This is a genomic window from Hoeflea sp. EC-HK425, assembly GCF_902498795.1.
Lineage (GTDB): Bacteria > Pseudomonadota > Alphaproteobacteria > Rhizobiales > Rhizobiaceae > Hoeflea > Hoeflea alexandrii.
Map to the genome: position 1 here is coordinate 4,272,683 of NZ_LR701572.1, position 22,330 is coordinate 4,295,012.

28 protein-coding genes are annotated in these 22,330 nt (G+C 59.7%); 11 read left to right on the top strand and 17 right to left on the bottom strand.

The features are described 5' to 3' along the window. Positions 1-4: 4 nt before the first annotated feature. From coaA to hisB, 7 genes are all read right to left on the bottom strand, one after another. Positions 5-991, bottom strand: coding sequence for a type I pantothenate kinase (coaA, locus tag SPHINGO391_RS22975; RefSeq protein ID WP_152011022.1), 987 nt, complete (start codon positions 989-991; stop codon positions 5-7). 2 nt (positions 992-993) lie between these two features. Further along, positions 994-1,317, bottom strand: a complete 324-nt coding sequence (locus SPHINGO391_RS22980; RefSeq protein WP_152011023.1) for a phosphoribosyl-ATP diphosphatase — start codon at positions 1,315-1,317, stop codon at positions 994-996. A gap of 40 nt (positions 1,318-1,357) precedes the next feature. Continuing rightward, complete coding sequence (gene hisF / locus SPHINGO391_RS22985; RefSeq protein WP_152011024.1) at positions 1,358-2,131, bottom strand: imidazole glycerol phosphate synthase subunit HisF; 774 nt, start codon at positions 2,129-2,131, stop codon at positions 1,358-1,360. A gap of 103 nt (positions 2,132-2,234) precedes the next feature. Further along, complete coding sequence (hisA, locus tag SPHINGO391_RS22990) at positions 2,235-3,005, bottom strand: 1-(5-phosphoribosyl)-5-[(5-phosphoribosylamino)methylideneamino]imidazole-4-carboxamide isomerase (RefSeq protein ID WP_152011025.1); 771 nt, start codon at positions 3,003-3,005, stop codon at positions 2,235-2,237. Between the two features lies 1 nt (position 3,006). After that, complete coding sequence (hisH, locus tag SPHINGO391_RS22995) at positions 3,007-3,657, bottom strand: imidazole glycerol phosphate synthase subunit HisH (RefSeq protein WP_152011026.1); 651 nt, start codon at positions 3,655-3,657, stop codon at positions 3,007-3,009. Positions 3,658-3,662: 5 nt separating this feature from the next. Next, positions 3,663-4,145: a DUF2628 domain-containing protein gene (locus SPHINGO391_RS23000; protein ID WP_152011027.1), complete on the bottom strand. Its 483-nt coding sequence runs from the start codon at positions 4,143-4,145 to the stop codon at positions 3,663-3,665. A gap of 35 nt (positions 4,146-4,180) precedes the next feature. Continuing rightward, a complete protein-coding gene (gene hisB / locus SPHINGO391_RS23005; protein WP_152011028.1) occupies positions 4,181-4,789 on the bottom strand; it encodes an imidazoleglycerol-phosphate dehydratase HisB in 609 nt (202 codons plus the stop codon). A 200-nt stretch (positions 4,790-4,989) separates the two neighbouring features. Here hisB and hslV point away from each other — a divergent pair, with 200 nt between their 5' ends. The 5 genes from hslV to SPHINGO391_RS23030 all read left to right on the top strand — a co-directional run bounded on the left by hslV (position 4,990) and on the right by SPHINGO391_RS23030 (position 9,659). Continuing rightward, positions 4,990-5,550 carry an ATP-dependent protease subunit HslV gene (gene hslV / locus SPHINGO391_RS23010; RefSeq protein WP_152011029.1) on the top strand — a complete coding sequence of 187 codons (561 nt, stop codon included), beginning with the start codon at positions 4,990-4,992 and terminating at the stop codon, positions 5,548-5,550. Then, positions 5,537-6,106, top strand: coding sequence for a GNAT family N-acetyltransferase (locus SPHINGO391_RS23015; RefSeq protein WP_244615330.1), 570 nt, complete (start codon positions 5,537-5,539; stop codon positions 6,104-6,106). The genes hslV and SPHINGO391_RS23015 overlap by 14 nt, the downstream gene beginning before the upstream one ends. Beyond that, positions 6,103-7,266, top strand: a complete 1,164-nt coding sequence (locus tag SPHINGO391_RS23020) for a hypothetical protein (RefSeq protein WP_152011030.1) — start codon at positions 6,103-6,105, stop codon at positions 7,264-7,266. The genes SPHINGO391_RS23015 and SPHINGO391_RS23020 overlap by 4 nt, the downstream gene beginning before the upstream one ends. 7 nt (positions 7,267-7,273) lie before the next feature. Then, positions 7,274-8,581, top strand: coding sequence for an ATP-dependent protease ATPase subunit HslU (gene hslU / locus SPHINGO391_RS23025; protein WP_152011031.1), 1,308 nt, complete (start codon positions 7,274-7,276; stop codon positions 8,579-8,581). A gap of 121 nt (positions 8,582-8,702) precedes the next feature. Further along, the gene (locus SPHINGO391_RS23030; RefSeq protein WP_244615483.1) at positions 8,703-9,659 is read left to right on the top strand and encodes a DUF1402 family protein; all 957 of its coding nucleotides are present in this window, start codon (positions 8,703-8,705) and stop codon (positions 9,657-9,659) included. 36 nt (positions 9,660-9,695) lie between these two features. Here the strand turns inward: SPHINGO391_RS23030 and SPHINGO391_RS23035 are convergent, their stop codons facing one another. The 4 genes from SPHINGO391_RS23035 to SPHINGO391_RS23050 are packed head-to-tail and all read right to left on the bottom strand — an operon-like array spanning position 9,696 to position 12,490. Beyond that, positions 9,696-10,115: a helix-turn-helix transcriptional regulator gene (locus tag SPHINGO391_RS23035; protein ID WP_152011033.1), complete on the bottom strand. Its 420-nt coding sequence runs from the start codon at positions 10,113-10,115 to the stop codon at positions 9,696-9,698. Then, entirely contained in the window at positions 10,112-10,663 is a 552-nt protein-coding gene (locus tag SPHINGO391_RS23040; RefSeq protein ID WP_152011034.1) for a Smr/MutS family protein, read from the bottom strand. Before SPHINGO391_RS23040 ends, SPHINGO391_RS23035 begins: the two co-directional genes overlap by 4 nt. Continuing rightward, positions 10,653-11,786 carry an MltA domain-containing protein gene (locus SPHINGO391_RS23045; protein WP_152011035.1) on the bottom strand — a complete coding sequence of 378 codons (1,134 nt, stop codon included), beginning with the start codon at positions 11,784-11,786 and terminating at the stop codon, positions 10,653-10,655. Before SPHINGO391_RS23045 ends, SPHINGO391_RS23040 begins: the two co-directional genes overlap by 11 nt. Then, positions 11,786-12,490, bottom strand: a complete 705-nt coding sequence (locus SPHINGO391_RS23050) for a Tim44/TimA family putative adaptor protein (protein ID WP_152011036.1) — start codon at positions 12,488-12,490, stop codon at positions 11,786-11,788. Before SPHINGO391_RS23050 ends, SPHINGO391_RS23045 begins: the two co-directional genes overlap by 1 nt. A 131-nt stretch (positions 12,491-12,621) precedes the next feature. Here SPHINGO391_RS23050 and SPHINGO391_RS23055 point away from each other — a divergent pair, with 131 nt between their 5' ends. Together SPHINGO391_RS23055 and secB are read left to right on the top strand one after the other, a co-directional pair. Beyond that, positions 12,622-13,158 carry an FxsA family protein gene (locus SPHINGO391_RS23055; RefSeq protein WP_152011037.1) on the top strand — a complete coding sequence of 179 codons (537 nt, stop codon included), beginning with the start codon at positions 12,622-12,624 and terminating at the stop codon, positions 13,156-13,158. An 81-nt stretch (positions 13,159-13,239) separates the two neighbouring features. Next, on the top strand, positions 13,240-13,752 hold the full coding sequence (gene secB / locus SPHINGO391_RS23060; RefSeq protein ID WP_152011038.1) for a protein-export chaperone SecB: 513 nt from the start codon (positions 13,240-13,242) through the stop codon (positions 13,750-13,752). An 82-nt stretch (positions 13,753-13,834) separates the two neighbouring features. On the opposite strand, the gene dnaQ is transcribed toward secB, so the two are convergent. The 6 genes from dnaQ to SPHINGO391_RS23090 are packed head-to-tail and all read right to left on the bottom strand — an operon-like array spanning position 13,835 to position 17,700. Beyond that, positions 13,835-14,539 carry a DNA polymerase III subunit epsilon gene (gene dnaQ, locus SPHINGO391_RS23065; RefSeq protein ID WP_152011039.1) on the bottom strand — a complete coding sequence of 235 codons (705 nt, stop codon included), beginning with the start codon at positions 14,537-14,539 and terminating at the stop codon, positions 13,835-13,837. Between the two features lie 5 nt (positions 14,540-14,544). After that, positions 14,545-15,141: a dephospho-CoA kinase gene (coaE, locus tag SPHINGO391_RS23070; protein ID WP_152011040.1), complete on the bottom strand. Its 597-nt coding sequence runs from the start codon at positions 15,139-15,141 to the stop codon at positions 14,545-14,547. Beyond that, on the bottom strand, positions 15,138-15,995 hold the full coding sequence (locus tag SPHINGO391_RS23075) for a shikimate dehydrogenase (protein ID WP_152011041.1): 858 nt from the start codon (positions 15,993-15,995) through the stop codon (positions 15,138-15,140). The genes coaE and SPHINGO391_RS23075 overlap by 4 nt, the downstream gene beginning before the upstream one ends. Continuing rightward, positions 15,988-16,581: a Maf-like protein gene (locus SPHINGO391_RS23080; RefSeq protein ID WP_152011042.1), complete on the bottom strand. Its 594-nt coding sequence runs from the start codon at positions 16,579-16,581 to the stop codon at positions 15,988-15,990. The genes SPHINGO391_RS23075 and SPHINGO391_RS23080 overlap by 8 nt, the downstream gene beginning before the upstream one ends. A 42-nt stretch (positions 16,582-16,623) precedes the next feature. After that, positions 16,624-17,445, bottom strand: a complete 822-nt coding sequence (locus SPHINGO391_RS23085) for a pyruvate, water dikinase regulatory protein (protein WP_152011043.1) — start codon at positions 17,443-17,445, stop codon at positions 16,624-16,626. 60 nt (positions 17,446-17,505) lie between these two features. Further along, on the bottom strand, positions 17,506-17,700 hold the full coding sequence (locus SPHINGO391_RS23090) for a hypothetical protein (RefSeq protein WP_152011044.1): 195 nt from the start codon (positions 17,698-17,700) through the stop codon (positions 17,506-17,508). A 122-nt stretch (positions 17,701-17,822) separates the two neighbouring features. On the opposite strand from SPHINGO391_RS23090, the gene hemE reads away from it, so the two are divergent. From hemE to mnmE, 4 genes are all read left to right on the top strand, one after another. After that, positions 17,823-18,863 (top strand): uroporphyrinogen decarboxylase, encoded by a 1,041-nt coding sequence (gene hemE / locus SPHINGO391_RS23095; protein ID WP_152011045.1) that lies wholly within the window; start codon positions 17,823-17,825, stop codon positions 18,861-18,863. After that, entirely contained in the window at positions 18,860-19,405 is a 546-nt protein-coding gene (gene hemJ / locus SPHINGO391_RS23100) for a protoporphyrinogen oxidase HemJ (RefSeq protein WP_152011046.1), read from the top strand. Before hemE ends, hemJ begins: the two co-directional genes overlap by 4 nt. A 212-nt stretch (positions 19,406-19,617) precedes the next feature. Continuing rightward, a complete protein-coding gene (gene rho / locus SPHINGO391_RS23105; protein WP_152011047.1) occupies positions 19,618-20,883 on the top strand; it encodes a transcription termination factor Rho in 1,266 nt (421 codons plus the stop codon). A gap of 43 nt (positions 20,884-20,926) precedes the next feature. Next, positions 20,927-22,252 carry a tRNA uridine-5-carboxymethylaminomethyl(34) synthesis GTPase MnmE gene (gene mnmE / locus SPHINGO391_RS23110; RefSeq protein WP_152011048.1) on the top strand — a complete coding sequence of 442 codons (1,326 nt, stop codon included), beginning with the start codon at positions 20,927-20,929 and terminating at the stop codon, positions 22,250-22,252. The last annotated feature ends 78 nt before the right edge of the window (positions 22,253-22,330 follow it).

Consider the following 22,330-nt stretch of genomic DNA (forward strand, 5'->3'; position numbering starts at 1 on the left):
CGGGCTAAAGCTTGCGCAACGCCACCTGCTCGATGAGATGGTTGGGGGACTTGCGCAGGATCAGGTCGGCGCGCGGACGCGTGGGCAGGATGTTCTGGCGCAGGTTCTTCAGGTTGATGTTCTCCCACAGGCTCTCGGCGATGGCGCGCGCGGCGTCTTCCTTGATCGCGGCATAGCGGTGGAAGAAGGATTCAGGATCGCGGAAGGCGGTCTGCCTGAGGTTCATGAAGCGGTCGACATACCATTTGTGGATGTCCTCCTCCTCGGCATCGATATAGATCGAGAAATCGAAGAAATCCGACACGAACGGGACGATCTTGCCGTCTTCGGGCAGGTCACGCACCTGAAGCACGTTGATGCCTTCGAAGATCAGGATGTCGGGCCGGTCGATGGTGGTGTATTCGCCGGGCAGCACGTCGTAGGTCAGGTGCGAATAACACGGCGCCCGGGCGCTATGCTGTCCGGCCTTGATTTCCGAGAGAAAGCGCAGCACCGCACCGACGTCATAGCTTTCGGGAAACCCCTTGCGGTCCATGAGGTTTTCACGCCGCAGAACCTCGTTGGGAAGGAGAAAGCCATCGGTGGTCACGAGGTCCACCTTCGGGCTCGACGGCCAGCGCTTGAGAAGCTCGGCCAGAACGCGGGCGGTGGTGGACTTACCCACCGCTACAGAGCCGGCGATCCCGATGATGAACGGTGTCTTGGCCACATTGGAGAGATTGAGGAAGCGCTTGCGCTGTTCAAACAGCAATTGCGAGGATTCCACGTGCGCGGACAACAGCCGCGACAATGACAGATAGATCCGCCGGACTTCGTCGAGATTGACCGGGTCGTTGAGCGAGCGCAGCCGCCGGACTTCGTCCTCGGTCAGGGTCATCGGCGTATCGGCGCGGAACTCGGCCCACTTGTCGGCCGTGAAAAACCGATAGGGCGAAAACTCGTCAGCCTTGAAATGGTCCAGGGCAGGGGGTTGGATAGTGGTCTGGTCCATATTCACTCCGCCGTGCGGCTTGCCTTCTCGCTAAGGCCTGACTGTACGGTCCGGCCTTCAAGCTCCGCCATCACCTCGCCAAGAGGTACATCTGCTACCTTTAGCACGACCATGAGGTGATACAGAAGATCAGCCGTTTCGCTGACCAGTTCATCACGGCCTTGCGCAGTTGCAGCGATAACGGTCTCGACCGCCTCCTCGCCCAGCTTCTTGGCAGCTTTCGGCATGCCGGCCGCAACCAGTTTCGCCGTCCAGGAGTTTGCGGGATCAGCCAGTGACCGTTCGGAGACTATCCGTTCAAGATCGGCGAGGGTGAAACTGCTCATTGCGGATGTGTCTCCTGGCGCATTGTCCCGGCAGGCAAGCCTAGTTCAGGCGCATGTCGAGCCCGGCATCGGCCATATACTGCTTGGCTTCGGAGATCGTATAGGTTCCGAAGTGGAAAATCGAGGCTGCGAGCACGGCGGTGGCATGGCCGTCACGGATGCCCTCGACCAGGTGCTCCAGATTGCCCACGCCACCGGAGGCGATGACAGGCACACGAACAGCATCGGCAATGGTGCGGGTCAGCGCAATATCATAGCCGGCTTTGGTTCCGTCGCGGTCCATCGAGGTGAGCAGAAGCTCGCCGGCGCCGCGCTCCACCATCTTCTCGGCGAAGGCGACGGCATCTATCCCGGTCGGCTCACGGCCGCCATGGGTGAAGATCTCCCAGCGATCGGCCTCACCAGGCGCCGAGACCTTCTTGGAATCGATGGAAACGACGATGCACTGGTTGCCGAACTTGTCGGCTGCTTCGGCGACGAAATCGGGGTTTTTGACCGCAGCCGAGTTGATCGAAACCTTGTCGGCGCCCGACAGCAGCAGTTTGCGTATGTCTGCCACGGTGCGAATGCCGCCGCCAACAGTGAGCGGCATGAAGCAATGCTCCGCCGTCTGGGCGACAACGTCGAAAATGGTGTCGCGATCGTCGGACGACGCGGTGATGTCGAGGAAGCAGAGCTCGTCGGCGCCCGCCGCATCATAGGCCTGGGCGGCCTCCACCGGATCGCCGGCATCGATCAGGTCGACGAAATTGACACCTTTGACGACTCGGCCGTCCTTGACGTCGAGACAGGGGATGACGCGGGATTTCAGCATCGGACATCCGCCTTTCCGGATTGCGCGTCCTCGCGGCAAAGCCGCTGCGCGGCGCGCGGGCCGTCCTTCACATCCAGACAGGGAATGACACGGGATTTTAGGGTCACGAGCGGTCTTCCTCTTCAAACTTTGCCGGCTCTACGGTCAGCGTGCCGCCGAGGATGCCCAGCGCCTCTGCCGGGTCGATGCGGCCGTCATAGAGGGCACGGCCCGATATGGCGCCTTCCAGGCGCGCGGCATCGGGCATTTTCATGCGCACAATGTCGGCGATCGAGGCGAGACCGCCCGAGGCGATAACCGGAATCGAAACGGCACCGGCCAGCTCTATGGTCGATTCCCAGTTGATGCCGGTCAGGACGCCATCGCGGTCGATGTCGGTGTAGATGATGGCGGCAACGCCGGCCCCTTCAAATCGCTGCGCCAGTTCGATGACGCCGAGCTCGGAGGCTTCGGCCCAGCCCTCTACGGCAACCTTGCCGCCCTTGGCATCGATGCCGACGGCGACCTTGCCCGGAAACAATCTGCAGGCCTCACGCACCAGATCGGGATCACGGACGGCAATGGTGCCGAGGATCACGCGGGCCAGTCCCTTGTCGAGCCAGGCCTCGATGTGGGCCAGGGTGCGGATGCCACCGCCAAGCTGCACCGGATTCTTCGTCGCCTTGAGGATCGCCTCGACCGCGGCTCCATTGACCGACTGGCCTTCGAAGGCGCCGTTGAGATCGACCACGTGCAGCCATTCAAACCCCTGTTGCTCAAAGGCCCGCGCCTGGGCGGCAGGATCTTCATTGTAGACTGTCGCCGAGTCCATTTCACCCAGCTTGAGCCGGACGCACTGGCCGTCTTTCAGATCGATTGCGGGAAACAGGATCATGTCAGGGCTTCCATTTGAGGAAATTGGCGATCAGCGCGAGGCCGAGTGCCTGGCTCTTTTCCGGGTGGAACTGGGTGCCAGCCTTGTTGCCTTGGGCGACGGCGGCGGTCACCGGCCCGCCGTAATCAGTCACGGCAATCACGTCCTGCGGGTTGTTCGCCGCCAATTGATAGGAGTGAACAAAATAGGCGTGCAGCCCATCGGGACCGGTCGGAATGCCGTTGAAGAGCGGGTGAGGGATTTTCAGATCGAGCGTGTTCCAGCCGATCTGCGGTATTTTCAAAGCCGGATTCGAAGGCTTGATTTCGACCACGTCACCCGGGATCCAGTCGAAGCCTTCGGTCACCGTCTTTTCCAATCCGCGGGTCGACATGAGCTGCATGCCGACGCAGATCCCCAGGAAAGGCCGTGCCTTGTCCTCGACCGCGTGGCGCAAAGCCGCGTTCATGCCGTCAATCGCATCGAGCCCGGCACGGCAATCGGCGTAGGCGCCGACACCGGGAAGTACGACCCTGTCGGCGCTGGCGACATGATCCGCATCAGCACTGAGCGTGACAGTGGCTGCAACGCCGGCTTCGCGGGCCGCGCGTTCGAAAGCCTTGAGCGCCGAGCGCAGATTGCTCGACCCGTAATCGACTATGACAACCTGCATCAGGTTCAGTTCCTTTCAACCGGCACAAGACCGATGGAGCCGGTTTCCCTGCCGGCCTGACGAGCCGGTTTCCATGAGGGAAGAGCCGGTTTGACGCTTGCCGGCATTGCAGATCCCTGATCGGCTGCGGCTTGCGCTGCATGGATTTCGAAGGCCACTTCAGCATCATCGGTTTCAATCACGTCTACCAGACGCCAGCCGCGGCGCTGGAGTGCTGCCGCCCGCCAGTTGCGGCCTTCAAGCGCTGTTATCAGCGAAAGCGCCATATCGAGGCCGATCCCCAGAGCGGGCTGACCGGCAGAGCCGGCAAGGTAGGCCGCCACGACCATGACCAGGAAAGCCGCAAAAGCCTCAATCCACAACCGGTTGAACAGAAGCCAGATAACAGGCGCTATCAGCGCCCATGGTGCAAAGCGATCGGCGATCACCACCGAACGCTCGTCGGGTATCTGTGCACCGGGACTTGCCAGAACAAGATAGGCGGTCATTGCGGTTTTCTCCGATCAGCCAGGCCGAAACAGGCTCAGGCCAGCGACCCCTTGGTGGAAGGAATCCGGTCCTTCTGCCGCGGATCAACCTCGCATGCCACGCGCAACACGCGCGCGACTGCCTTGAAGCAGGTCTCGGCAATGTGATGGTTGTTGGCGCCATAAAGATTGCTGACATGCAGCGTGATGCCGCCATGCTGGGCCAGCGCCTGGAAGAACTCGCGAACCAGTTCGGTGTCAAAGGTGCCGATCTTGGGCGAGGTGAAGGTCACGTCCCAGACCAGAAACGGCCGACCGGAAATGTCGATGGCGGCGCGCGTCAGCGTCTCATCCATGGCCAGGTCAAGCGACGCGTAGCGATTGATGCCCTTGCGGTCGCCCAGCGCTTTGGCCAGCGCCTGGCCGATGGCGATGCCGGTGTCCTCGACCGTATGGTGATCGTCGATGTGCAGATCGCCCTTGGCCTTGATCTCCATATCGATCAGCGAATGGCGCGACAGCTGCTCGAGCATGTGATCGAAAAAGCCAACACCGGTATGAATCGACCCGGTTCCATTGCCGTCCACGGACAGGGATACGGATATGTCGGTTTCGTTGGTCTTGCGGGCAACGGAAGCGCTGCGCGCGGTCTCGGTGTTGGCCATCGGTCGTCTCCGAACGCTATGATGATGCGCTCATTATCAGCCTGCAATGCAAATATCCAGAACGGCTTTCGCGATTGCGAAATGCAGGGCGCGGCGGAAGAAGGCGCAAAGGCGGATTTGCATTCGTTCCCCGGGCACTTACATAGGACTGACCTCATCATAGTGCGGCCGGACGGGCCGCCTCCAGGAAAGGATGCCACATGGGCGAGCACAACCCCTTCGGCGACATGCACGCAACCACAATCATCACCGTGCGCAAGGGTTCGCAGGTGGTGATGGCCGGAGATGGCCAGGTCAGCCTTGGCCAGACGGTGATGAAAGGCAATGCGCGAAAGGTCCGCCGCATTGGCAAGGACAACAATGTGATCGCCGGTTTTGCCGGGGCCACGGCCGACGCCTTCACGCTTCTGGAACGGCTCGAGGCCAAGCTCGAGCAATATCCCGACCAGCTGACCCGGGCCGCGGTGGAACTTGCCAAGGACTGGCGCACCGACCGCTACCTCAGAAGACTCGAGGCGATGATGCTGGTGGCCGACAAGACGGTGACGCTGGCGATCACCGGCAATGGCGATGTGCTGGAGCCCGAACACGGCACCATGGCGATCGGCTCGGGCGGCAACTATGCCTACGCCGCCGCGCGGGCGCTGATGGACAGCGAGAAGAGCGCCGAGGAGATTGCGCGGCGCTCCATGGAGATCGCGGGGGACATCTGCGTCTACACCAATTCGAATATCGTGATCGAAACCCTTGAGCTCGATTGAAGCCGGCAGAATCGGCTTCCGGACTGTCACGCCGGATGACTATGCATTGCTGGAAGACTGGCTGAAGACGCCGCACTGGCGTGACTGGTGGGGCGAACCCGAAGCCGAAATCGGCTATATCCGCGACATGGTCGAGGGCCGGGAAACAACGCGTCCGTTCTTGTTCATGGTCGATGGAATGCCCGCAGGCTATATTCAGTACTGGTTTGTCGGCGATCATCTGGAAGAACCCTGGTTGACCAACGCGCCTTGGCTGGCGCAAGTCCCTGCGGACAGCATTGGCGTCGACATGAGTATCGGTGATGCGGCAAGACTGTCGCAGGGTCTGGGTTCGGCCGTGCTGAAGGCATTCACCGAGGGGCTCCGCGCGGAAGGCCACGGCACGATCGTCATCGATCCCGACGTTGCCAACAAGCGTGCAATTCGCGCCTACGAGAAGGCCGGGTTCAGGCCGCTGCTTGTTTCACGTGAATCACTGGATGGCACCGACACTCCCGTACTGATCATGGTACAGATGCCCGAGACCGCCCGGAAAACCAGCGAGACCACCCCATGATAGACAAAGCAACACTTGATCGTGCGGTCTCCGCCGGCATCCTCGATGCGGCACAGCGAACAGCACTTCTGGACCTGGCGGCCAGCGCCGGGCCTTCTGCTGTGCTGGGCCCCACGTCCGACCGGTTGTCGGTCGATGACCAGATGCGGCTGGTCGGCGGCGGAAATGACATCTTCGTCACCGTCGGTATCGTGCTGCTGTTTTCGGGCGCGCTATTTGCGCTTCAGGCCGTACTGCCGCCGGACAGCATGCTGCTGGCTGCGCTGCTCGCCGCAGGAAGCTGGGTCGTTGCCGAAATCGTCACGCGGCAGAAGCGGATGCGGCTTTCGAGCACCTTGCTGGCGCTGGTGTTCAGTGCGGCGGTCCTGACCCTGCTGATCGATTTCGTCGGTCAGCAGTTCAGCCTGCCGGGAGCGATCAACGCGTTCTCCCTGCTGGCGCTGAGAGACGATGCGCTGCCGATCGGGCTTATCCTGGCGGGCGGTCTGATCGCGGCTTCGGCCGTCTATTTCATGCGCTTCAAGGTTCCGGTGCTTGCAGCCATTGTCGCGATTGCCGCGACCGGTCTCGCCTTTCTGGCCGCCGTTCTGGTCTACTACGAGCAGATGATCAACGGCAGCATAGCGGCGCCGGCGCCGGACCAACTGGCGCAGGTGGTTTCAAACGCCCTGAGCATTCCGCTGGTTTGCGGGTTCGTGGTTTTCGCGGTAGCGGTTTTTCTCGATCTGCACGATCGCGAACGGCAGACGGTCTGGTCGGACTGCGCCTTCTGGCTGCATGTGGTTTCGGCGCCGTTGCTGGTGCACCCGCTGTTCATCCTCGCCACGGGACAGGACGTGCTTTCCGGCCGGATAGAACCGGGAATGAGCGCCAGCGTCATGCTCGGCCTGATGATCGCTGCCTTTGTACTGGTGGCGCTCGCCATCGACCGCCGCTCGCTGCTTGCGCCAACGCTCGCGTATTTCGGTTCCGTCGGGATCTACTACCTGGTCAACAGTGCTGCTAACACCACCGGCATTCCGCCTTTTGCGCTGATTTTGTTGACCATCGGCGCCATCGTCATCCTGTTCGGAGCCGGTTGGCAGAGGATCCGGCGCTTGATTATCCGTCCGCTGCTTCCCACATCGCTCCTCGAGAGACTTCCCCCGATAAAGGCATGATTCCGACATGAGCAATTTCTCCCCACGTGAAACCGTCACCGAACTCGATCGCTTCATCATCGGTCAGAAGGATGCCAAGCGGGCTGTCGCTATCGCGCTCAGGAACCGCTGGCGGCGGCAGAAGCTCGAAGGGCTGTTGCGCGAAGAGGTGATGCCAAAGAACATCCTGATGATCGGACCGACCGGTGTCGGCAAGACCGAGATCTCGCGTCGACTGGCGAAGCTGGCAGGCGCTCCCTTTGTCAAGGTGGAAGCAACCAAGTTCACCGAGGTCGGCTATGTCGGCCGCGACGTCGAGCAGATCATCCGTGACCTGGTGGAAGTCGGTATCTCGCTGGTGCGCGAGCGCAAACGCGAGGAAGTCCAGGCCAAGGCGAAACAGAATGCGGAAGAACGTGTTCTTGACGCCCTGGTCGGCGCCACGGCCTCTCCGGCGACGCGCGAGTCTTTCCGCAAGAAGCTGCGGGACGGGCTGCTGGACGACAAGGAAATCGAGATCGAAGTGGCCGACAGCTCGTCCGGCATGCCGCAATTCGAACTGCCTGGCATGCAGGGCGCAAATGTCGGCGTTCTCAATCTCGGCGACCTGTTCGGCAAGGCGATGGGTGGACGCACGCGCAAGATCAAGACGACGGTTCGGGAATCCCACGATTCGCTGCTCAATGACGAGTCCGACAAGCTGCTGGACATGGAGCAGGTCCACCAGGAGGCCCTGAAGTCCGCGCAAGATGACGGCATCGTGTTCATCGATGAAATCGACAAGATTGCATCCCGCGAGGGCGGAATGGGGGCAGGCGTTTCCCGCGAAGGCGTGCAGCGCGATCTGCTGCCGCTGGTGGAAGGCACGACGGTGGCAACAAAGTACGGGCCGGTGAAGACCGATCACATTTTGTTTATCGCGTCGGGAGCGTTCCATGTCTCAAAGCCGTCGGACCTTTTGCCGGAACTGCAGGGCCGCCTGCCGATCCGGGTCGAGTTGAGGGCGCTCGGCAAGGACGATTTCCGCCGGATCCTGACAGAGACCGAAGCCAGTTTGATCAAACAGTATGTGGCCTTGATGGCAACCGAGGACCTGACGCTGGAATTCACCGAGGACGCCATCGACGCCCTGGCAGAGGTTGCGGTGCATCTGAATGCGAGCATCGAGAATATCGGTGCGCGGCGGTTGCAGACGGTCATGGAACGGGTTCTCGACGAGATTTCTTTTACCGCGCCCGACCAGCCGGGCTCGACAATCACGATTGATTCAGACTATGTCCGGGAACATGTCGGCGACCTGGCGCAGAATACGGATCTGTCGCGTTTTATTCTCTGAACCGCGAATCTTCCAATCCGCGCTTGAAGCAATATGTAATTCTGGAAACGCATTTGCGCCGAGATCAGGTTACGTACCGGAGAGGAGAATGATCGTGCCCAGCTGGCAGCTCAACACAGTGATGGCGACAGCAATCGCATTCACCATGAGCTTTGCCGTTGTGCCACAGGTCTATTCCGCCGAACAGGTTCCCAAGGGAAACCGCAACGCCCAGCAGCCTGACGTGCCCGGGGCCTCGAAACGCCGCACACAGGCAACCAAGTCGACCTTTGACGCGAAGTACGAGAAGATCCGCGACCTGATCGCCGATGATGACCGGCTGCGCCGGAAAATCCGGTCGGTATCGAAAGCCTACAAGATCGACCCAATCCATATCGTCGGCGCGCTGGTCGGCGAGCACACCTACAATGTCGATGCTTATGACCGGCTCCAAACCTATTACATCAAGGCAGTCTCCTATGCCGGTGAACGGTTTCGCTTCGAACATGGTGGTGAAAGCGTGCTGGACTTCGTAGCGCGACCCGAATTCGAGGACTGTGACGAGAATTCCGGATCACTCGAACTCTGGACCTGCCGCGAGGAGGTCTGGGAAAAGGCCTACCGCGGCAAGAAGGTTGACGGGAAATCCTATCCCGACGATCGATTCGGCGCGGTTTTCTTCCAGCCCTTCTATGCCGGGCAGACCTTCGGCCTGGGTCAGCTCAACCCGCTGACCGCATTGATGCATACCGACCGGGTCAACAAGGTCTCGCGTTTGAGGAAACTCGACGCCGGCAAGGCTTCCGACGTCTACAAGGCAATCATGGAGCCGGATTCGACGCTCGCTTACATGGCGGCCTCGATCGCGGACTCGATCGACATCTACCGGGATATTACCGGCTATGACATCTCCGGAAACCCCGGGCTGACCGCAACGCTCTACAATCTCGGCAACGTGTCGCGCAGGGCGCTTGCCCTGGCCGCTGACAATGAAAAGCGAAAGAAACGCGGCCTCAGGCCCAGGCCGCCAAGCGAAAACTACTATGGCTGGCTGGTCAACGAACACGAAGACGAGCTGCGGGAAATCATCGAACGCTGAATGCAGCGGATCGATTGCGTCGCAATCCATCCGGTTCTAGCGGCGATGCCTGTCTTTTGCCACGATCTGGTTTGCTCCATCGTTGCGCCCTTCGCTGGAGAGCCCGTCGCCGTCCATGAGCGCCTCGATCCGTTCAAGTGTCGCCACATCCAGCCTGTCGATAACCGCCGCCAGCTTGTTGGCAACTTCAGTGGCCTTGGGATCAAGGCCCGAAGTGTTGATGCTTACCCGGGGCCTGGACAGGCCGGCGAGCATCTGCAGTTCCTCGGCTTCGTCCCAGATGATGTTGAAGTATCCGATCACTCGCTGAACGAATTCCCAACTCGGCTCGGAGCGATTTCCATGTTCCAGAGCTGACAGATAGGCCGGCGAGACACCGATCGCCTTTGCCATCTGGCGCTGGGTGATGCCGCGTTCGGCACGCAATCGCCGCACAGCCTGACCAAAGGGCGTCATCGTGCGATGCCCTTTTCGCGGCGCAGGCGAATGTAGAGCGCACCTTCGCCGCCGTGACTTCTGGCGGCTTCTTCATGGCCTGAGATCAGGAAACGGAACTCCGGCTTGCTCAACCACACCGGAACCGCCCGTTTGAGAGCGCCTTCGCTGCCGCGGGAAGCGCCCTTGCCGGTGATGACAAGCACATGGCGAAGACCTCTTTCGTGGGCACGCGCGAGAAAGCCAAACAGCAGGTTGTGGGCTTCGCTCTGAGTCAGGCCATGCAGATCGATGCGGCCATCGATGGGCAGGCGGCCGCGAGCCAGCTTGCGGATAACGGGTTTTTCGATCGGATGCGGCTGCTGACGGGGCGTCGGCGAGCGGGGGTTAGAGGAATCCACCTGTTTCGCCGGCCTCTCAGGTGTGGGTGGCGCCACGGATGGTGGTGCCTCGACCGCAAACCAGTCTTCCTCCACGATTTCCTTGCCGGGAAAGGCCTCGACCGTGCGTGCGATCCTGGCCCAGATGATACGATCCTCGTGGCTCAGCCTGGACTTGTCACTGCTCATGGCCGGCCTGCCGTGCGATTTCCGACCCGGCCGGTGCAAGAATGACAAACCGGGCAACAGCCTTGATTGATCCTGCTTTGTCACCGGCAGCAGATCCGCATCCGGCAAACAGATCGCCGCGTACCGGCCCTACAATCGCGGTGCCGGTGTCCTGGGCGATCATCAGCCGGGCGAATGGCCGCGGCTCGTCAAAATCCTGCAAACCGGTTGCGGAGACGAAGATCGGGGTTCCGAACGTGTGAATGCGGCGATCCACCGCGAGAGACCGGCCTGGCTCAAGCGGGACCTTGGCGGCGGCGACCGGTCCGAGATAAGGGTTTTCGACGTCCGCCTTCTCAAAGAAGATGAACGACCGGTTCTCCCACATCAACGCTTGTGCCAGCGACGGGTTGTCGGCGAGCCATTGTCGGATTGAAGCCATCGACACCGTGTCGGCAGGGACGGCACCGCGCTCGACCAGCAAGCCGCCTATGCCCGTAAAGGGATGGCCGCTCTTGGCGGCATAAGTGATCCGCTCGACCCTGCCATCGGCGTAGTTCAGCCGGGCGCAGCCCTGGATATGGGCAAAGAACACATCGATACTGGATTTCGCCCAGGCGATCTCGAGCCCTTCGCCGGCAAAGGCGCCGGATTCGATGGCTTGCCGGTCGGGACAGCATGTCATCCCGTCCGCATCCGCGATCATGAAAGCATGGCCCCGGGGTATACCGGCAGGCGGATTGTCCGGGTCCGGTACCTTGATCAGCTTGCCGGGTTTGCGAAGGAAAGGATATCGATAGCCGGATTCTGGGGCATCACTGACCGCCACCTCCGGCTCATAATAGCCAGTGACCAATCCGTCCGGATGCTCGAGCCTGATCCCAACCGGGCGGAACCAGGTTTCAAAGAAGGAGCGTGCTTCGGAAGCGGATGAATAGCCGGATTCAGAGTTGGCGATCGAAAGTGCTGCTGCATAGGCAGGCGCGAAATCGGAATGGCAGAGACCAAGTGAACCGGTGCGATAGGCTCTGGTTCGTGTCGCATGCTCAGCCGAGCGGCGGAAGGCTGCGAATGCCGCTGCCTGACTGTCATCCGCCCAACCGGGAAGGGTCGAGAAGTCTTCCCGGTCAAGCGACAGTCCCATTACTGATCGGCTTCCGTCGCAATCAGACGCCAGTTGGGATCGCGCGACCGTGTGTCGCGGGCGAAGGTCCAGACATCATTGACGTCGGCCACCTCGACGAGATCGCCATCGATGACTTCGCCGTCCTTGTCGAGCGTCGCCGAGATCAGCTGGCTGATGATTCGCAGCGTGATGTTGGCTTCCGTACCCTTCATCTCGGCCTGAATGATTGCGGCCTTGTCTATGCCAACGAAATTGGAACGGACCGTTTCGCCGCGGGCTTCACGATCCTCTATGGCGGCGACAAAGCCTTCATAGACCTCACGTGACAGCAGCCCCTTAAGGGTCTTGCGGTCACCGTCCGCATAGGCTGTCACGATCATCTCGTAAGCTGTAGTGGCGCCGCCGACAAAATCCTTCGGCGCGAAGGAAGGATCAGCGGTAACCACTTCGCGCAAGCCCGCGTTCAGTTCGGTTCCCGGTTCGGCGTAAGCATCAACCGCGCCGAACATGTCCGGCTCGGCGTTCTCCCGGCCACGCCGCGGCAATGTTACAACTTTCGGATCGTCCAGCCCTTCGGACGCACTGGCCTCATCACGGCGGGCCATCTGATCCTGCGGCGGACGCTCGTGGCCGGTTCGCTTGCCCAGCACCGAGCGGAGCTGGATGAATATGATCACAGCCGCCACAAAAAAGAAGAACGTCACAAAATCAAAGGAACCCATTCCCGCCTTCTTTCGGTTACATCATCAATCAGGATGCATATAATCCCCTCAGGCCCATCAATCAAAGGGTCACGCCATTCTATTTGTCATCGGCTGAACAATCAGGCCGTTTTCTGCTTCGGACAAACCTCATGCGCTTCTCCCTGATCCCGTTTCTGCTGCTCGTGGTGCCACTGGCCGAGATTGCCGCCTTTGTTGTCATCGGCGGGCAGATCGGGGTGTGGGCTACACTTGGCATGGTGCTTCTGACGGCAATCATCGGCAGCATTCTGCTCCGCTGGCAGGGCGTGGGCCTGTTCAACAGAATCAACACGGAATTGCGCGCAAATCGTGTTCCCGGACGTGAACTGGTCCATGGGGTGATGATCCTGATCGCCGGCGTGCTGTTGCTCACGCCGGGCTTCGTGACCGATTCGCTGGGCTTTCTGCTTTTCGTCCCCGGCATTCGCGATCTCGTCTGGCGTTCGGTGAAAGACCGGATCGTGGTCCAGAGCATGTCGGCCGGCTTTGACAGCAGAGCCAGAAGACCCGGGAAAGCAGACGGTGTCGTCGATCTTGACGAGGACGAGTTCCAGCGCCATCCGGATCCGTCATCGCCATGGTCCGAGGAGACCGATCGCTTGTCGAGGCCCGGCAAGCCGGACAGGGACGGCTCAAACGGGTTGTAAGCCCTGTGGCGAAATGCTAGCCCAATGCCGAACAATTTACCGGATTACCGCACTCGCGGATGAACAACAGGGAAGAGCCAGATGGCAAAAGATACTACCGGCAAAGGCGGCGCTGCAGCAACGGAAGCACAGGGAAACGGACAGGCTCCGACCCTGAACATCCTGGCCCAATACATCAAGGATCTGTCGTTTGAAAATCCGGGCGCACCGAAGTCGCTCGGTCCGCGCGAAAAAGCTCCCGACATCAACATCAACGTCAACGTCAATGCCAACCCGTTGAGCGAAACCGAATTCGACGTTGTGCTGACCATGAACGCCGAGGCCAAGAGCGGCGAAGCGGTGCTGTTCAATGTTGAACTGACCTATGGCGGTGTCTTCCGGGTTGCCAATTTCCCGCAGGAACACATGCTGCCGCTGTTGTTCATCGAGTGCCCGCGGATGCTGTTCCCGTTCGCGCGCCAGATCGTGGCCGATGCCACCCGCAATGGCGGGTTTCCGCCGCTCCTGGTCGATCCGATCGACTTTGCACAGATGTTCCAGCAGCGCATGGCGGAAGAAAACGCCAAGGCACAGGTTGCCAACAAGGCCAACTGAGACAACGGGCCACATACCGGCCACCATCAAAAACAAAGCCGCCTCCGGGCGGCTTTTCTCATGCCGACATGGTTCTGCAGGATCAGGCGTCGCCTGACACCCGTCGCCACAAGGCACTCTCGCCGATGCGCTCGACCAGCGCCGAATGGGCCTGAAGATCTGTGTCCGTCAGACGTGGGGCAAGCGGCCGCGGGCGTTGGCCGATCGCTACCACCTCTTCGTCAGTCTTTCTCTCTACGGTATTAGTGTCTTTGGCGGACAGGCCGAGTGCCGCCTGCCGGCCCCCCAGCATCTCGATATAGACGTCAGTCAGCAGTTCGGCATCCAGAAGTGCCCCGTGCTTGGTCCGGTGCGAATTGTCGATGCCATAGCGACGACAGAGCGCATCGAGGCTGTTGGGGCCCATCGGATGACGGCGGCGGGCGAGTGAGAGCGTATCGATCACCATGTCCGGGGCGACCGCGGGAATCCCCACCCTCTGATACTCGGCATTGATAAAGCCGATGTCGAAGGAGGCATTGTGGGCCACATAGCGCGCTCCTTCAAAGAACGAGAGGATTTCGTCAGCGACATCCGCAAAAAGCGGCTTGTCGGCCAGAAAGGCATCGGTGATGCCATGAACTGCGAGGGCATCGGGATGTACCTTGCGGCCATCGGGATTGATGAAGAGATGCAGTGTTCGCCCTGTCGGGAACTGGTTCTCGAGTTCGATACAGCCGATTTCGATGATCCTGTCAGTCTGGTTTTCCAGTCCGGTGGTTTCGGTGTCGAAGATGATCTCGCGCATGGTCTTCACCCTTTCTTGCTGGCAGCCGTAAGCTCGGCAACGATATCGTTGACCTGTGTCCGGGCTGCTTCCAGCCCCTGACCGGTGTCGATCACGTAATCGGCGCGGGCTCTTTTTTCGGCGTCCGGGGTCTGCCTTGACAATATTGCCTCGAATTTCTCCGCGGTCATGTCCGGTCTGGCCATGACCCGCTGGCGCTGGATCTCCGGCGCACAACTGACGACAATGACTGTGTCGACGCGGTCAGTCGATCCCGTTTCGAAGAGCAGTGGAATGTCGAGGAGCACCAGGGGTTCGCCCCGGTCTGCGGCCTCTTCGACAAACTGTTTTTCGCGCGCGCGCACCAGCGGATGGATGATCGCCTCGAGACGGGCAAAACCCTCTGGCGCCGCCATCAGCTTCGCGGAAAGAGCCTGGCGATCGACCGCCCCTTCGGATGTCGTGCCGGGAAAGGCCGCCTCGATGAGCGGCGCGGCCTCGGCACTGTAGAGATCATGGACGATCTCGTCGGCGCTGATGACAGGAACTCCGAGAGACTTGAACATCTCGGAGGTGGTCGATTTTCCCATGCCGATCGAACCGGTCAGGCCGATGATGATCATGTGTGCGCCTCCATGTCGGCAATGATCAGCCGGCGCAAGTCCGGCGTAACCTCCGGTCGTGTTCCGAACCACTTCTCGAAACCGGGCGCTGCCTGGTGAAGCAGCATTCCCAACCCGTCGACCGTTTTCAGACCCTGCCGCCTTGCCATGGCCAGGATTGGCGTTTCGAGCGGAACATAGACGATATCGGTGACCAGCGCCTGCGGGTTCATGACGGTGAAATCAATCTCCGGCACCGCGTATCCGTCCATGCCAAGAGATGTTGTGTTGACGAACAGGTCTGCCCCGCGAAGAAGAACTGGAAGCTCTGCCATGGCGTGGGCTTGAAGTCGGGGGCCAAATGCTTCGACGAGAGCACGGGCTCTTGTCTCGGTGCGGTTGACGACATGAACCGTGCTGAAGCCACGCGACAGCAGCGCGTGAATGATGGCGCGGCTTGCTCCGCCGGCACCCAGGATCACCGCAGTCCGTCCCGTATCCCATCCGGGTGCCTGATGATCGAGATTGGCGGAAAACCCGTGCGAATCGGTATTCGTGGCCATGACCCGCCCGTTCTCGCACCAAAGCGTGTTTGCGGCTCCGATCTCCCGGGCGACGGGATCAGCCTCATCGACAAGATCCAGAACAGCTTCCTTGTGAGGGATCGTCACATTGCCGCCGGCAAAACCGGAAGATCCATCCTTCAAGGCACGAATGAAGACAGGCAGCTCGGCCGGTGCCACCTCGACAGGCTGGTAACTGCCCGGAAGACCGGCCAGCCTGAGCCAGTATCCATGGATCAGCGGAGAGCGGGAATGACCGATCGGATGCCCGATGACGAAAGCACGGGTTGGATTGCTCTCAGACTCAGCCATCAATGGCTTCCAGATACCTGAGCTTTGCCAGGAGCGGCAGCAGCGGCAGACCAATGATGGCAAAATAGTCGCCCTCGATCCGCTCGAACAACTGGATGCCTTCACCTTCAAACTGGTAGGCACCGACCGAGGAAAGCGCTCTGTCTCCGACATTGGCCAGGTGACGCCCGACGAAGCCGGGATCCAGATCACGCATTGTCATCCGCGCGATCGACATGTGGCGCCAGAGAGTTTCGCCGTCCCTTGCCAGCACGATGGCGCTGTTGAGTTCGTGGGTTCTGCCCGAAAGCTTGAGAAGCCGGCGGCGGGCTTCATCCATGCTTGCGGGCTTGTGGAAGATGTCGCCTCCCAGCGACAGGGTCTGGTCGGAGCCGATCACGAGGGCGCCGGGGTGGCGGCCCGATACATCCTGTGCCTTGGCCTCAGCCAGGATCAATGCCACATCGTCCGGATCCAGGCCTTCGATGGTGTCCTCGACCGCCCGTTCATCTATCTGCGCAGGTTCGGCATCAAAATTGAGCCCGGCGTTTTCGAGAAGGGTCTTTCGGAATGGGCTCGCCGAAGCAAGAACGAGGCGCGGCGGCATGGAGGTCTCCTTTGTCGAAGCGGGTCGCGGACCCAAAGGGGGTTAACGCCACTTCGGGCGCAAGGCAAGAATGGCCGCTGCGGTCTCCTCGATAGACCGCCGGGTCACATCTATGACCGGCCAGCCGTGCCGCTCGCACAGGGATCTGGCGTATTTGAGTTCTTCGCTGATCAGGGAGCGGTCGGTGTAGTGCTCGCCCTGATATCCGGTGGTTGCGCCGAGAACCCGGTTTTGACGGACCTGTGCGATCCTGTCGACGGAAGCGATGAGCCCGACAACGACGGGCCTTTTTGCCTTGATCAGGTCTTCGGGTAGCGGAACGCCATGGACGATCGGGATATTGGCTGTCTTGATACCGCGGTTGGCGAGGTAGATGCTCGTCGGCGTCTTCGAGGTCCGGCTGATCCCGAGAATGACCAGATCCGCCTCGTTGAAATCGGCCGGCAACTGGCCGTCGTCATGGTCCAGGGTGAAATTCAGCGCATCGATGCGTTTGAAGTATTCCTCTCCCATATCGTGCTGGGCGCCGACACGACGGCGGGAGGGCGCACCAAGGTAGGACTGGAAGACATTGATCACCGGTTCCAGCACCGACACGCTGGGAAGCCCCATGTCCCGGCATTTGAGCTCAATGATCGATGCCAGTTCGGTGTCGACGATGGTGTAAAGGACGATTCCCGGAGCACCATCTATGGCATCGAGGACCGCGAACAGCTGTTTGCGGGTGCGGATCAGCGGGTAGACATGCTCGAGCGCCTGGGCCCCCTGGAACTGGGCGGCGGCGGCCCGGCCTGCGGCCATCAGCGTTTCGCCGGTCGAATCGGAGATCAAATGCAGATGGAAATAGTTTTTGGTCTGCTCCACAATATTCTCCGCGGGGTGTTGATAAACCGGGACAAGTCCGAAGTAGGTCGCCGGGGCTTCTCATTGCAAGGGATAAACCACCAGTTTGTCCACAATGGCGATCTCCGGGACAGTTTCGGCAGGGGTGAGTTGAACAACAGGGAAAAATGTGACGGCATCGGCGTTAAGGAAATTCGAAGTATCGTGCAGGGGATTGGAATCACGCGGCGAATCCGTCTCCGGCAGATCTGAATTCGAAATCGGATTGGCCTTCAAGGCCGTCCTTGCTTATATGGACAAGCTGTGGATGAAGTGTGGATAACGGCGAATCCCCGTAAAACACAGAGTCTAAGAATCAGAATCCTTTTCAATAAGGATTTATTTAAGGGAAGTGGTGGATGACAAAAAGCGGTGATCGTAAAGTCATGAAGGTGCTGGGCGGTGAAAGCGTCTTCCCTCCACCGGTGTGGCTGATGCGGCAGGCAGGGAGATATCTGCCGGAGTATCGAGCAACCAGATCGAAGGCCAAGGGCTTTCTCGACCTTTGCTACACACCGGACCTGGCTGTCGAGGTCACCTTGCAACCGATCAGACGGTTTGGTTTTGATGCCGCCATCCTGTTTTCCGACATTCTTGTCATTCCTGATGCGCTTGACCGGAATGTACGGTTTGTCGAAGGCACGGGGCCATTGATGGATCCGATTGCACCGGAAGCCATTGCATCGCTTGATGCCTCGAACATTCACACGCACCTTGCGCCGGTCTATGAGACGGTGCGCAGGCTGAGAGCGGAACTGCCAGCCGAGACGACGCTGCTCGGTTTCTGCGGGGCTCCCTGGACGGTGGCGACCTACATGATCGCCGGGCATGGGACGCCCGACCAGGCGCCGGCGCGATTGTTTGCCATGCAGCATCCTGAAGCCTTCATGTCCCTTCTCACATTGCTGTCGGATATATCGGCCGATTACCTGATCGCGCAGATCGATGCTGGCGCGGATGCGGTCCAGATCTTCGACTCCTGGGCGGGAGTGCTGTCGGAAACGGATTTTGCGCGCTATTCGATCGGTCCGGTGAAACACATGGTCGACCGGATCCGCCGTGAACGTCCGGGGGTTCCGATCATCGGATTTGCCAAGGGAGCTGGCGCACTTCTGGAAACCTATCGGGCTGCCACCGGCATCGATTGTGTCGGTCTCGACTGGACGGTGCCGTCCAAGCTGGCGCGGCAGATCCAGCAGGGTGGTGCTGTGCAGGGTAATCTTGATCCGCTGCGCATGGTGGCAGGCGGAACTGCGCTAGATGAAGGCATCGACGAAGTGCTCGATACGCTTGGCAAAGGTCCGCTGATCTTCAATCTGGGCCATGGAATCACGCCGCAAGCCGATCCCGAAAACGTCACCCGGTTGATGAACCGGATCCGGGGCGCCGCAAGCCGGTGAACGAGCAACGCGCTACAAGCCAGGCCGAAGGCAGCAAGGCCCGCACCAAGGCCTATCTCAGCATTGCCGTGGTGGTTCTGGCCGCACTGGCTGCCTGGTGGTTCCAGCCGGCGTGGCTTTATGGCTGGCTCAAGGTTCTGCACATCGTCGCTGTCATTTCATGGATGGTCGGGTTGTTCTACCTGCCGCGGCTTTTTGTCTATCATGCCGACGCTGCGGCCGGGAGCGAGCCCTCGACCACATTCGTTGTCATGGAGCAGCGTCTGGTCAAGGTGATCATGAACCCGGCCATGATGGTGTCCTGGGTCGTGGGTCTGTGGCTGGCATGGGACGGGTTCAGCTTCATGGGTACCTGGCTTTGGATCAAGATCGTGGCCGTTGTCGGTCTGACTGCGTTTCACGTCTTTCTCAGCCGGTCGGCACGGCGGTTTGCGGCCGGGCAGAACACCATGACGGCACGCCAATGGCGGATGGCCAATGAAATCCCGACGGTGCTGATGATCCTCGTGGTGATCATGGTGATCATCAAGCCCTTCGCCTGACTGTGCAGGGCCAGGGTTTGGCCGGAGCATCCGTCACTGCCCAAGCGCGAGAGAATATGCGCGGACAGGGCTTGCGACGTTTCACGTGAATCGCTATTTAGCAATCAACACCTTCTATGGTGGGCGCCAGTACCAGTCTGGCCGGCCTGCACAGGCCGGATCGTGAATGCCCGCCACTTCCCATATCTTCAATGTCGAAATTTGGATTTCCCATGCAGGAAATGAAGCTTCAAGAGCTCAAGAACAAAACTCCTACCGATCTTCTGGCGTTTGCAGAATCGGTCGAGGTCGAAAATGCTGGTGTGATGCGCAAGCAGGAATTGATGTTTGCGATCCTCAAGCAGCTGGCTGCACAGGAAGTCGAAATTATCGGCGAAGGCGTGGTCGAGGTTCTGCAGGATGGCTTTGGTTTCATGCGCTCGGCCAATGCGAACTACCTTCCGGGGCCGGATGATATCTACATCTCGCCATCGCAGATTCGTCGGTTCTCGCTGAAGACCGGCGATACCGTTGAAGGTCCGATTCGGGGTCCGAAGGAGGGCGAGCGCTATTTTGCCCTGTTGAAGGTCAACACGATCAATTTCGAGGATCCCGAAAAGATCCGTCACAAGGTTCATTTTGACAATCTCACGCCGCTTTATCCGGATGAGCGGTTCAAGATGGAAATCGACAATCCCACGACCAAGGATATCTCGGCGCGCGTCATCGACCTGGTCGCACCGCTCGGCAAGGGCCAGCGTGGGCTGATTGTTGCACCGCCGCGCACAGGTAAAACGGTTCTCCTGCAGAACATCGCCCATTCAATTACAGCCAACCATCCCGATTGCTACCTGATCGTTCTGTTGATCGACGAACGTCCGGAAGAAGTCACGGACATGCAGCGCTCGGTCAAGGGCGAGGTGGTGGCCTCCACCTTTGATGAACCGGCTGTGCGCCACGTCCAGGTGGCGGAGATGGTCATCGAGAAGGCCAAGCGGCTGGTTGAACATGGCCGTGACGTGATCATCCTGCTGGACTCGATCACACGCCTCGGCCGCGCCTACAACACAGTTGTTCCTTCATCGGGCAAGGTGCTGACCGGCGGTGTGGATGCCAATGCGCTGCAGCGCCCGAAGAGGTTCTTCGGTGCAGCCCGAAACATCGAGGAAGGCGGTTCACTGACCATTATTGCCACCGCGTTGATCGACACCGGATCGCGCATGGACGAAGTGATCTTTGAAGAATTCAAGGGTACCGGCAACTCTGAAATCGTTCTGGACCGCAAGGTTGCAGACAAGAGAATATTCCCGTCAATGGATATTCTCAAATCCGGTACCCGCAAGGAAGACCTGCTGGTGCCGAAACAGGATCTGCAGAAGATTTTCGTGCTGCGCCGCATCCTGGCACCGATGGGCACCACCGACGCGATCGAGTTCCTGATCGACAAGCTGAAGCAGACCAAGACCAACAGCGACTTCTTCGATTCCATGAATACCTGACGAATCGCACAAACCTCCGATTTGATTCGAAACCGGTACGAATATGCGGGATACAATATTCGCCCTGTCCTCAGGCGCTCCGCCGGCCGGGGTTGCAATCATACGGGTTTCGGGGCCGCAAGTTCGATTCGTACTCGAAACAATCCTCGGAGAAGTACCGCAACCCCGTATGGCACGACTTGCAAAGTTGCGTGATGCGTCGGGTGAGGTTCTCGATCACGGACTCAGCCTGTTTTTTCCATCGCCGCATTCGTTTACCGGTGAGGATGTCGCTGAACTGCAGATCCATGGTGGACGGGCGTCGATATCCGCGGTGCTCTCTCGCCTGTCGGATTTACCCGGTCTACGTCATGCAGAAGCTGGTGAATTCACCAAGCGGGCTTTTGAGAACGGCCGAATGGATCTGACGGCAGTCGAAGGACTGTCCGATCTCATCCGGGCAGAAACCGAGGCACAGCGGAAACAGGCTATGGGCCAGGCAGTAGGTGTTCTGGGTTCACTATATTCCGGCTGGGCGCACAAGATGACACATGCCCGGGCGATGGTGGAAGCCGAACTCGATTTTTCAGATGAAGACGATATTCCGGGCGCGGTTTCAGATCGGATATGGCCAGAGATGCAGGCTCTGCTTGACGAGATGAAGCAGCACTTGTCTAGGGCAAGGGCCGGGGAAATTGTCAGGGATGGATTCAGGATAGCCCTGATAGGTCCGCCGAACGCCGGCAAATCGTCATTGCTGAACGCGCTGGCCAAACGGGACGTCGCCATAGTGTCCGATATTGCAGGTACCACACGGGATATCGTCGAGGTTCGCCTGGACATTGGCGGCCATCTTGTCCTGGTTCAGGATACCGCTGGCATACGGTCTTCGGAAGACCAGATTGAACTCGAGGGCATAAGGCGGAGCCTCAGGGCCGCGGAAGAGGCGGATCTGGTGCTCGAACTGAGAGATGCCACAGCCATCGATACTGCCGTTGACGCGATAGCCGGTGCAAACCCAAACAATCTGCTCCTGCTCACAAAATCGGATTTACGCCAGTTGGAATTTGAGACAACAGGCTCCGAAGTCTTTTCAATATCTGCCAAGACGGGAGCCGGCATTGATCTTCTGATGGAGGAAATCAAGAAGCGGATCGGCCAGAACCATGCGGGGGCAGGTGAAGCACTGCCCACGAGAGATAGGCATGTACAATACCTCAAGACCTGCGTCGCCGAGGCAGAAAAGGCGGTAAGAGGTCGGATTCTTCCAATTGAAGTTCGATCGGAATATTTGCGGAACGCGGCAACCGCCTTGGGCCGCATTACCGGCAGGGTTGATGTTGAAGATCTTCTCGGTGTGATTTTTTCTGAATTCTGTGTGGGTAAATGATTCACGTGGAACAGTGGATCGCTGGGCCCTGCCTGTGATTCACGTGAAACACTGACCCCAACAACAGCCAGCTCAGCG

What these genes read in the sequence shown, in the direction of transcription:
- coaA (WP_152011022.1), bottom strand. Translation starts at nt 991, where the DNA reads ATGGACCAGACCACTATCCAACCCCCTGCCCTGGACCATTTCAAGGCT.
- SPHINGO391_RS22980 (WP_152011023.1), bottom strand. Translation starts at nt 1,317, where the DNA reads ATGAGCAGTTTCACCCTCGCCGATCTTGAACGGATAGTCTCCGAACGG.
- hisF (WP_152011024.1), bottom strand. Translation starts at nt 2,131, where the DNA reads ATGCTGAAATCCCGCGTCATCCCCTGTCTCGACGTCAAGGACGGCCGA.
- hisA (WP_152011025.1), bottom strand. Translation starts at nt 3,005, where the DNA reads ATGATCCTGTTTCCCGCAATCGATCTGAAAGACGGCCAGTGCGTCCGG.
- hisH (WP_152011026.1), bottom strand. Translation starts at nt 3,657, where the DNA reads ATGCAGGTTGTCATAGTCGATTACGGGTCGAGCAATCTGCGCTCGGCG.
- SPHINGO391_RS23000 (WP_152011027.1), bottom strand. Translation starts at nt 4,145, where the DNA reads ATGACCGCCTATCTTGTTCTGGCAAGTCCCGGTGCACAGATACCCGAC.
- hisB (WP_152011028.1), bottom strand. Translation starts at nt 4,789, where the DNA reads ATGGCCAACACCGAGACCGCGCGCAGCGCTTCCGTTGCCCGCAAGACC.
- hslV (WP_152011029.1), top strand. Translation starts at nt 4,990, where the DNA reads ATGGGCGAGCACAACCCCTTCGGCGACATGCACGCAACCACAATCATC.
- SPHINGO391_RS23020 (WP_152011030.1), top strand. Translation starts at nt 6,103, where the DNA reads ATGATAGACAAAGCAACACTTGATCGTGCGGTCTCCGCCGGCATCCTC.
- hslU (WP_152011031.1), top strand. Translation starts at nt 7,274, where the DNA reads ATGAGCAATTTCTCCCCACGTGAAACCGTCACCGAACTCGATCGCTTC.
- SPHINGO391_RS23030 (WP_244615483.1), top strand. Translation starts at nt 8,703, where the DNA reads ATGGCGACAGCAATCGCATTCACCATGAGCTTTGCCGTTGTGCCACAG.
- SPHINGO391_RS23035 (WP_152011033.1), bottom strand. Translation starts at nt 10,115, where the DNA reads ATGACGCCCTTTGGTCAGGCTGTGCGGCGATTGCGTGCCGAACGCGGC.
- SPHINGO391_RS23040 (WP_152011034.1), bottom strand. Translation starts at nt 10,663, where the DNA reads ATGAGCAGTGACAAGTCCAGGCTGAGCCACGAGGATCGTATCATCTGG.
- SPHINGO391_RS23045 (WP_152011035.1), bottom strand. Translation starts at nt 11,786, where the DNA reads ATGGGACTGTCGCTTGACCGGGAAGACTTCTCGACCCTTCCCGGTTGG.
- SPHINGO391_RS23050 (WP_152011036.1), bottom strand. Translation starts at nt 12,490, where the DNA reads ATGGGTTCCTTTGATTTTGTGACGTTCTTCTTTTTTGTGGCGGCTGTG.
- SPHINGO391_RS23055 (WP_152011037.1), top strand. Translation starts at nt 12,622, where the DNA reads ATGCGCTTCTCCCTGATCCCGTTTCTGCTGCTCGTGGTGCCACTGGCC.
- secB (WP_152011038.1), top strand. Translation starts at nt 13,240, where the DNA reads ATGGCAAAAGATACTACCGGCAAAGGCGGCGCTGCAGCAACGGAAGCA.
- dnaQ (WP_152011039.1), bottom strand. Translation starts at nt 14,539, where the DNA reads ATGCGCGAGATCATCTTCGACACCGAAACCACCGGACTGGAAAACCAG.
- coaE (WP_152011040.1), bottom strand. Translation starts at nt 15,141, where the DNA reads ATGATCATCATCGGCCTGACCGGTTCGATCGGCATGGGAAAATCGACC.
- SPHINGO391_RS23075 (WP_152011041.1), bottom strand. Translation starts at nt 15,995, where the DNA reads ATGGCTGAGTCTGAGAGCAATCCAACCCGTGCTTTCGTCATCGGGCAT.
- SPHINGO391_RS23080 (WP_152011042.1), bottom strand. Translation starts at nt 16,581, where the DNA reads ATGCCGCCGCGCCTCGTTCTTGCTTCGGCGAGCCCATTCCGAAAGACC.
- hemE (WP_152011045.1), top strand. Translation starts at nt 17,823, where the DNA reads ATGACAAAAAGCGGTGATCGTAAAGTCATGAAGGTGCTGGGCGGTGAA.
- rho (WP_152011047.1), top strand. Translation starts at nt 19,618, where the DNA reads ATGCAGGAAATGAAGCTTCAAGAGCTCAAGAACAAAACTCCTACCGAT.
- mnmE (WP_152011048.1), top strand. Translation starts at nt 20,927, where the DNA reads ATGCGGGATACAATATTCGCCCTGTCCTCAGGCGCTCCGCCGGCCGGG.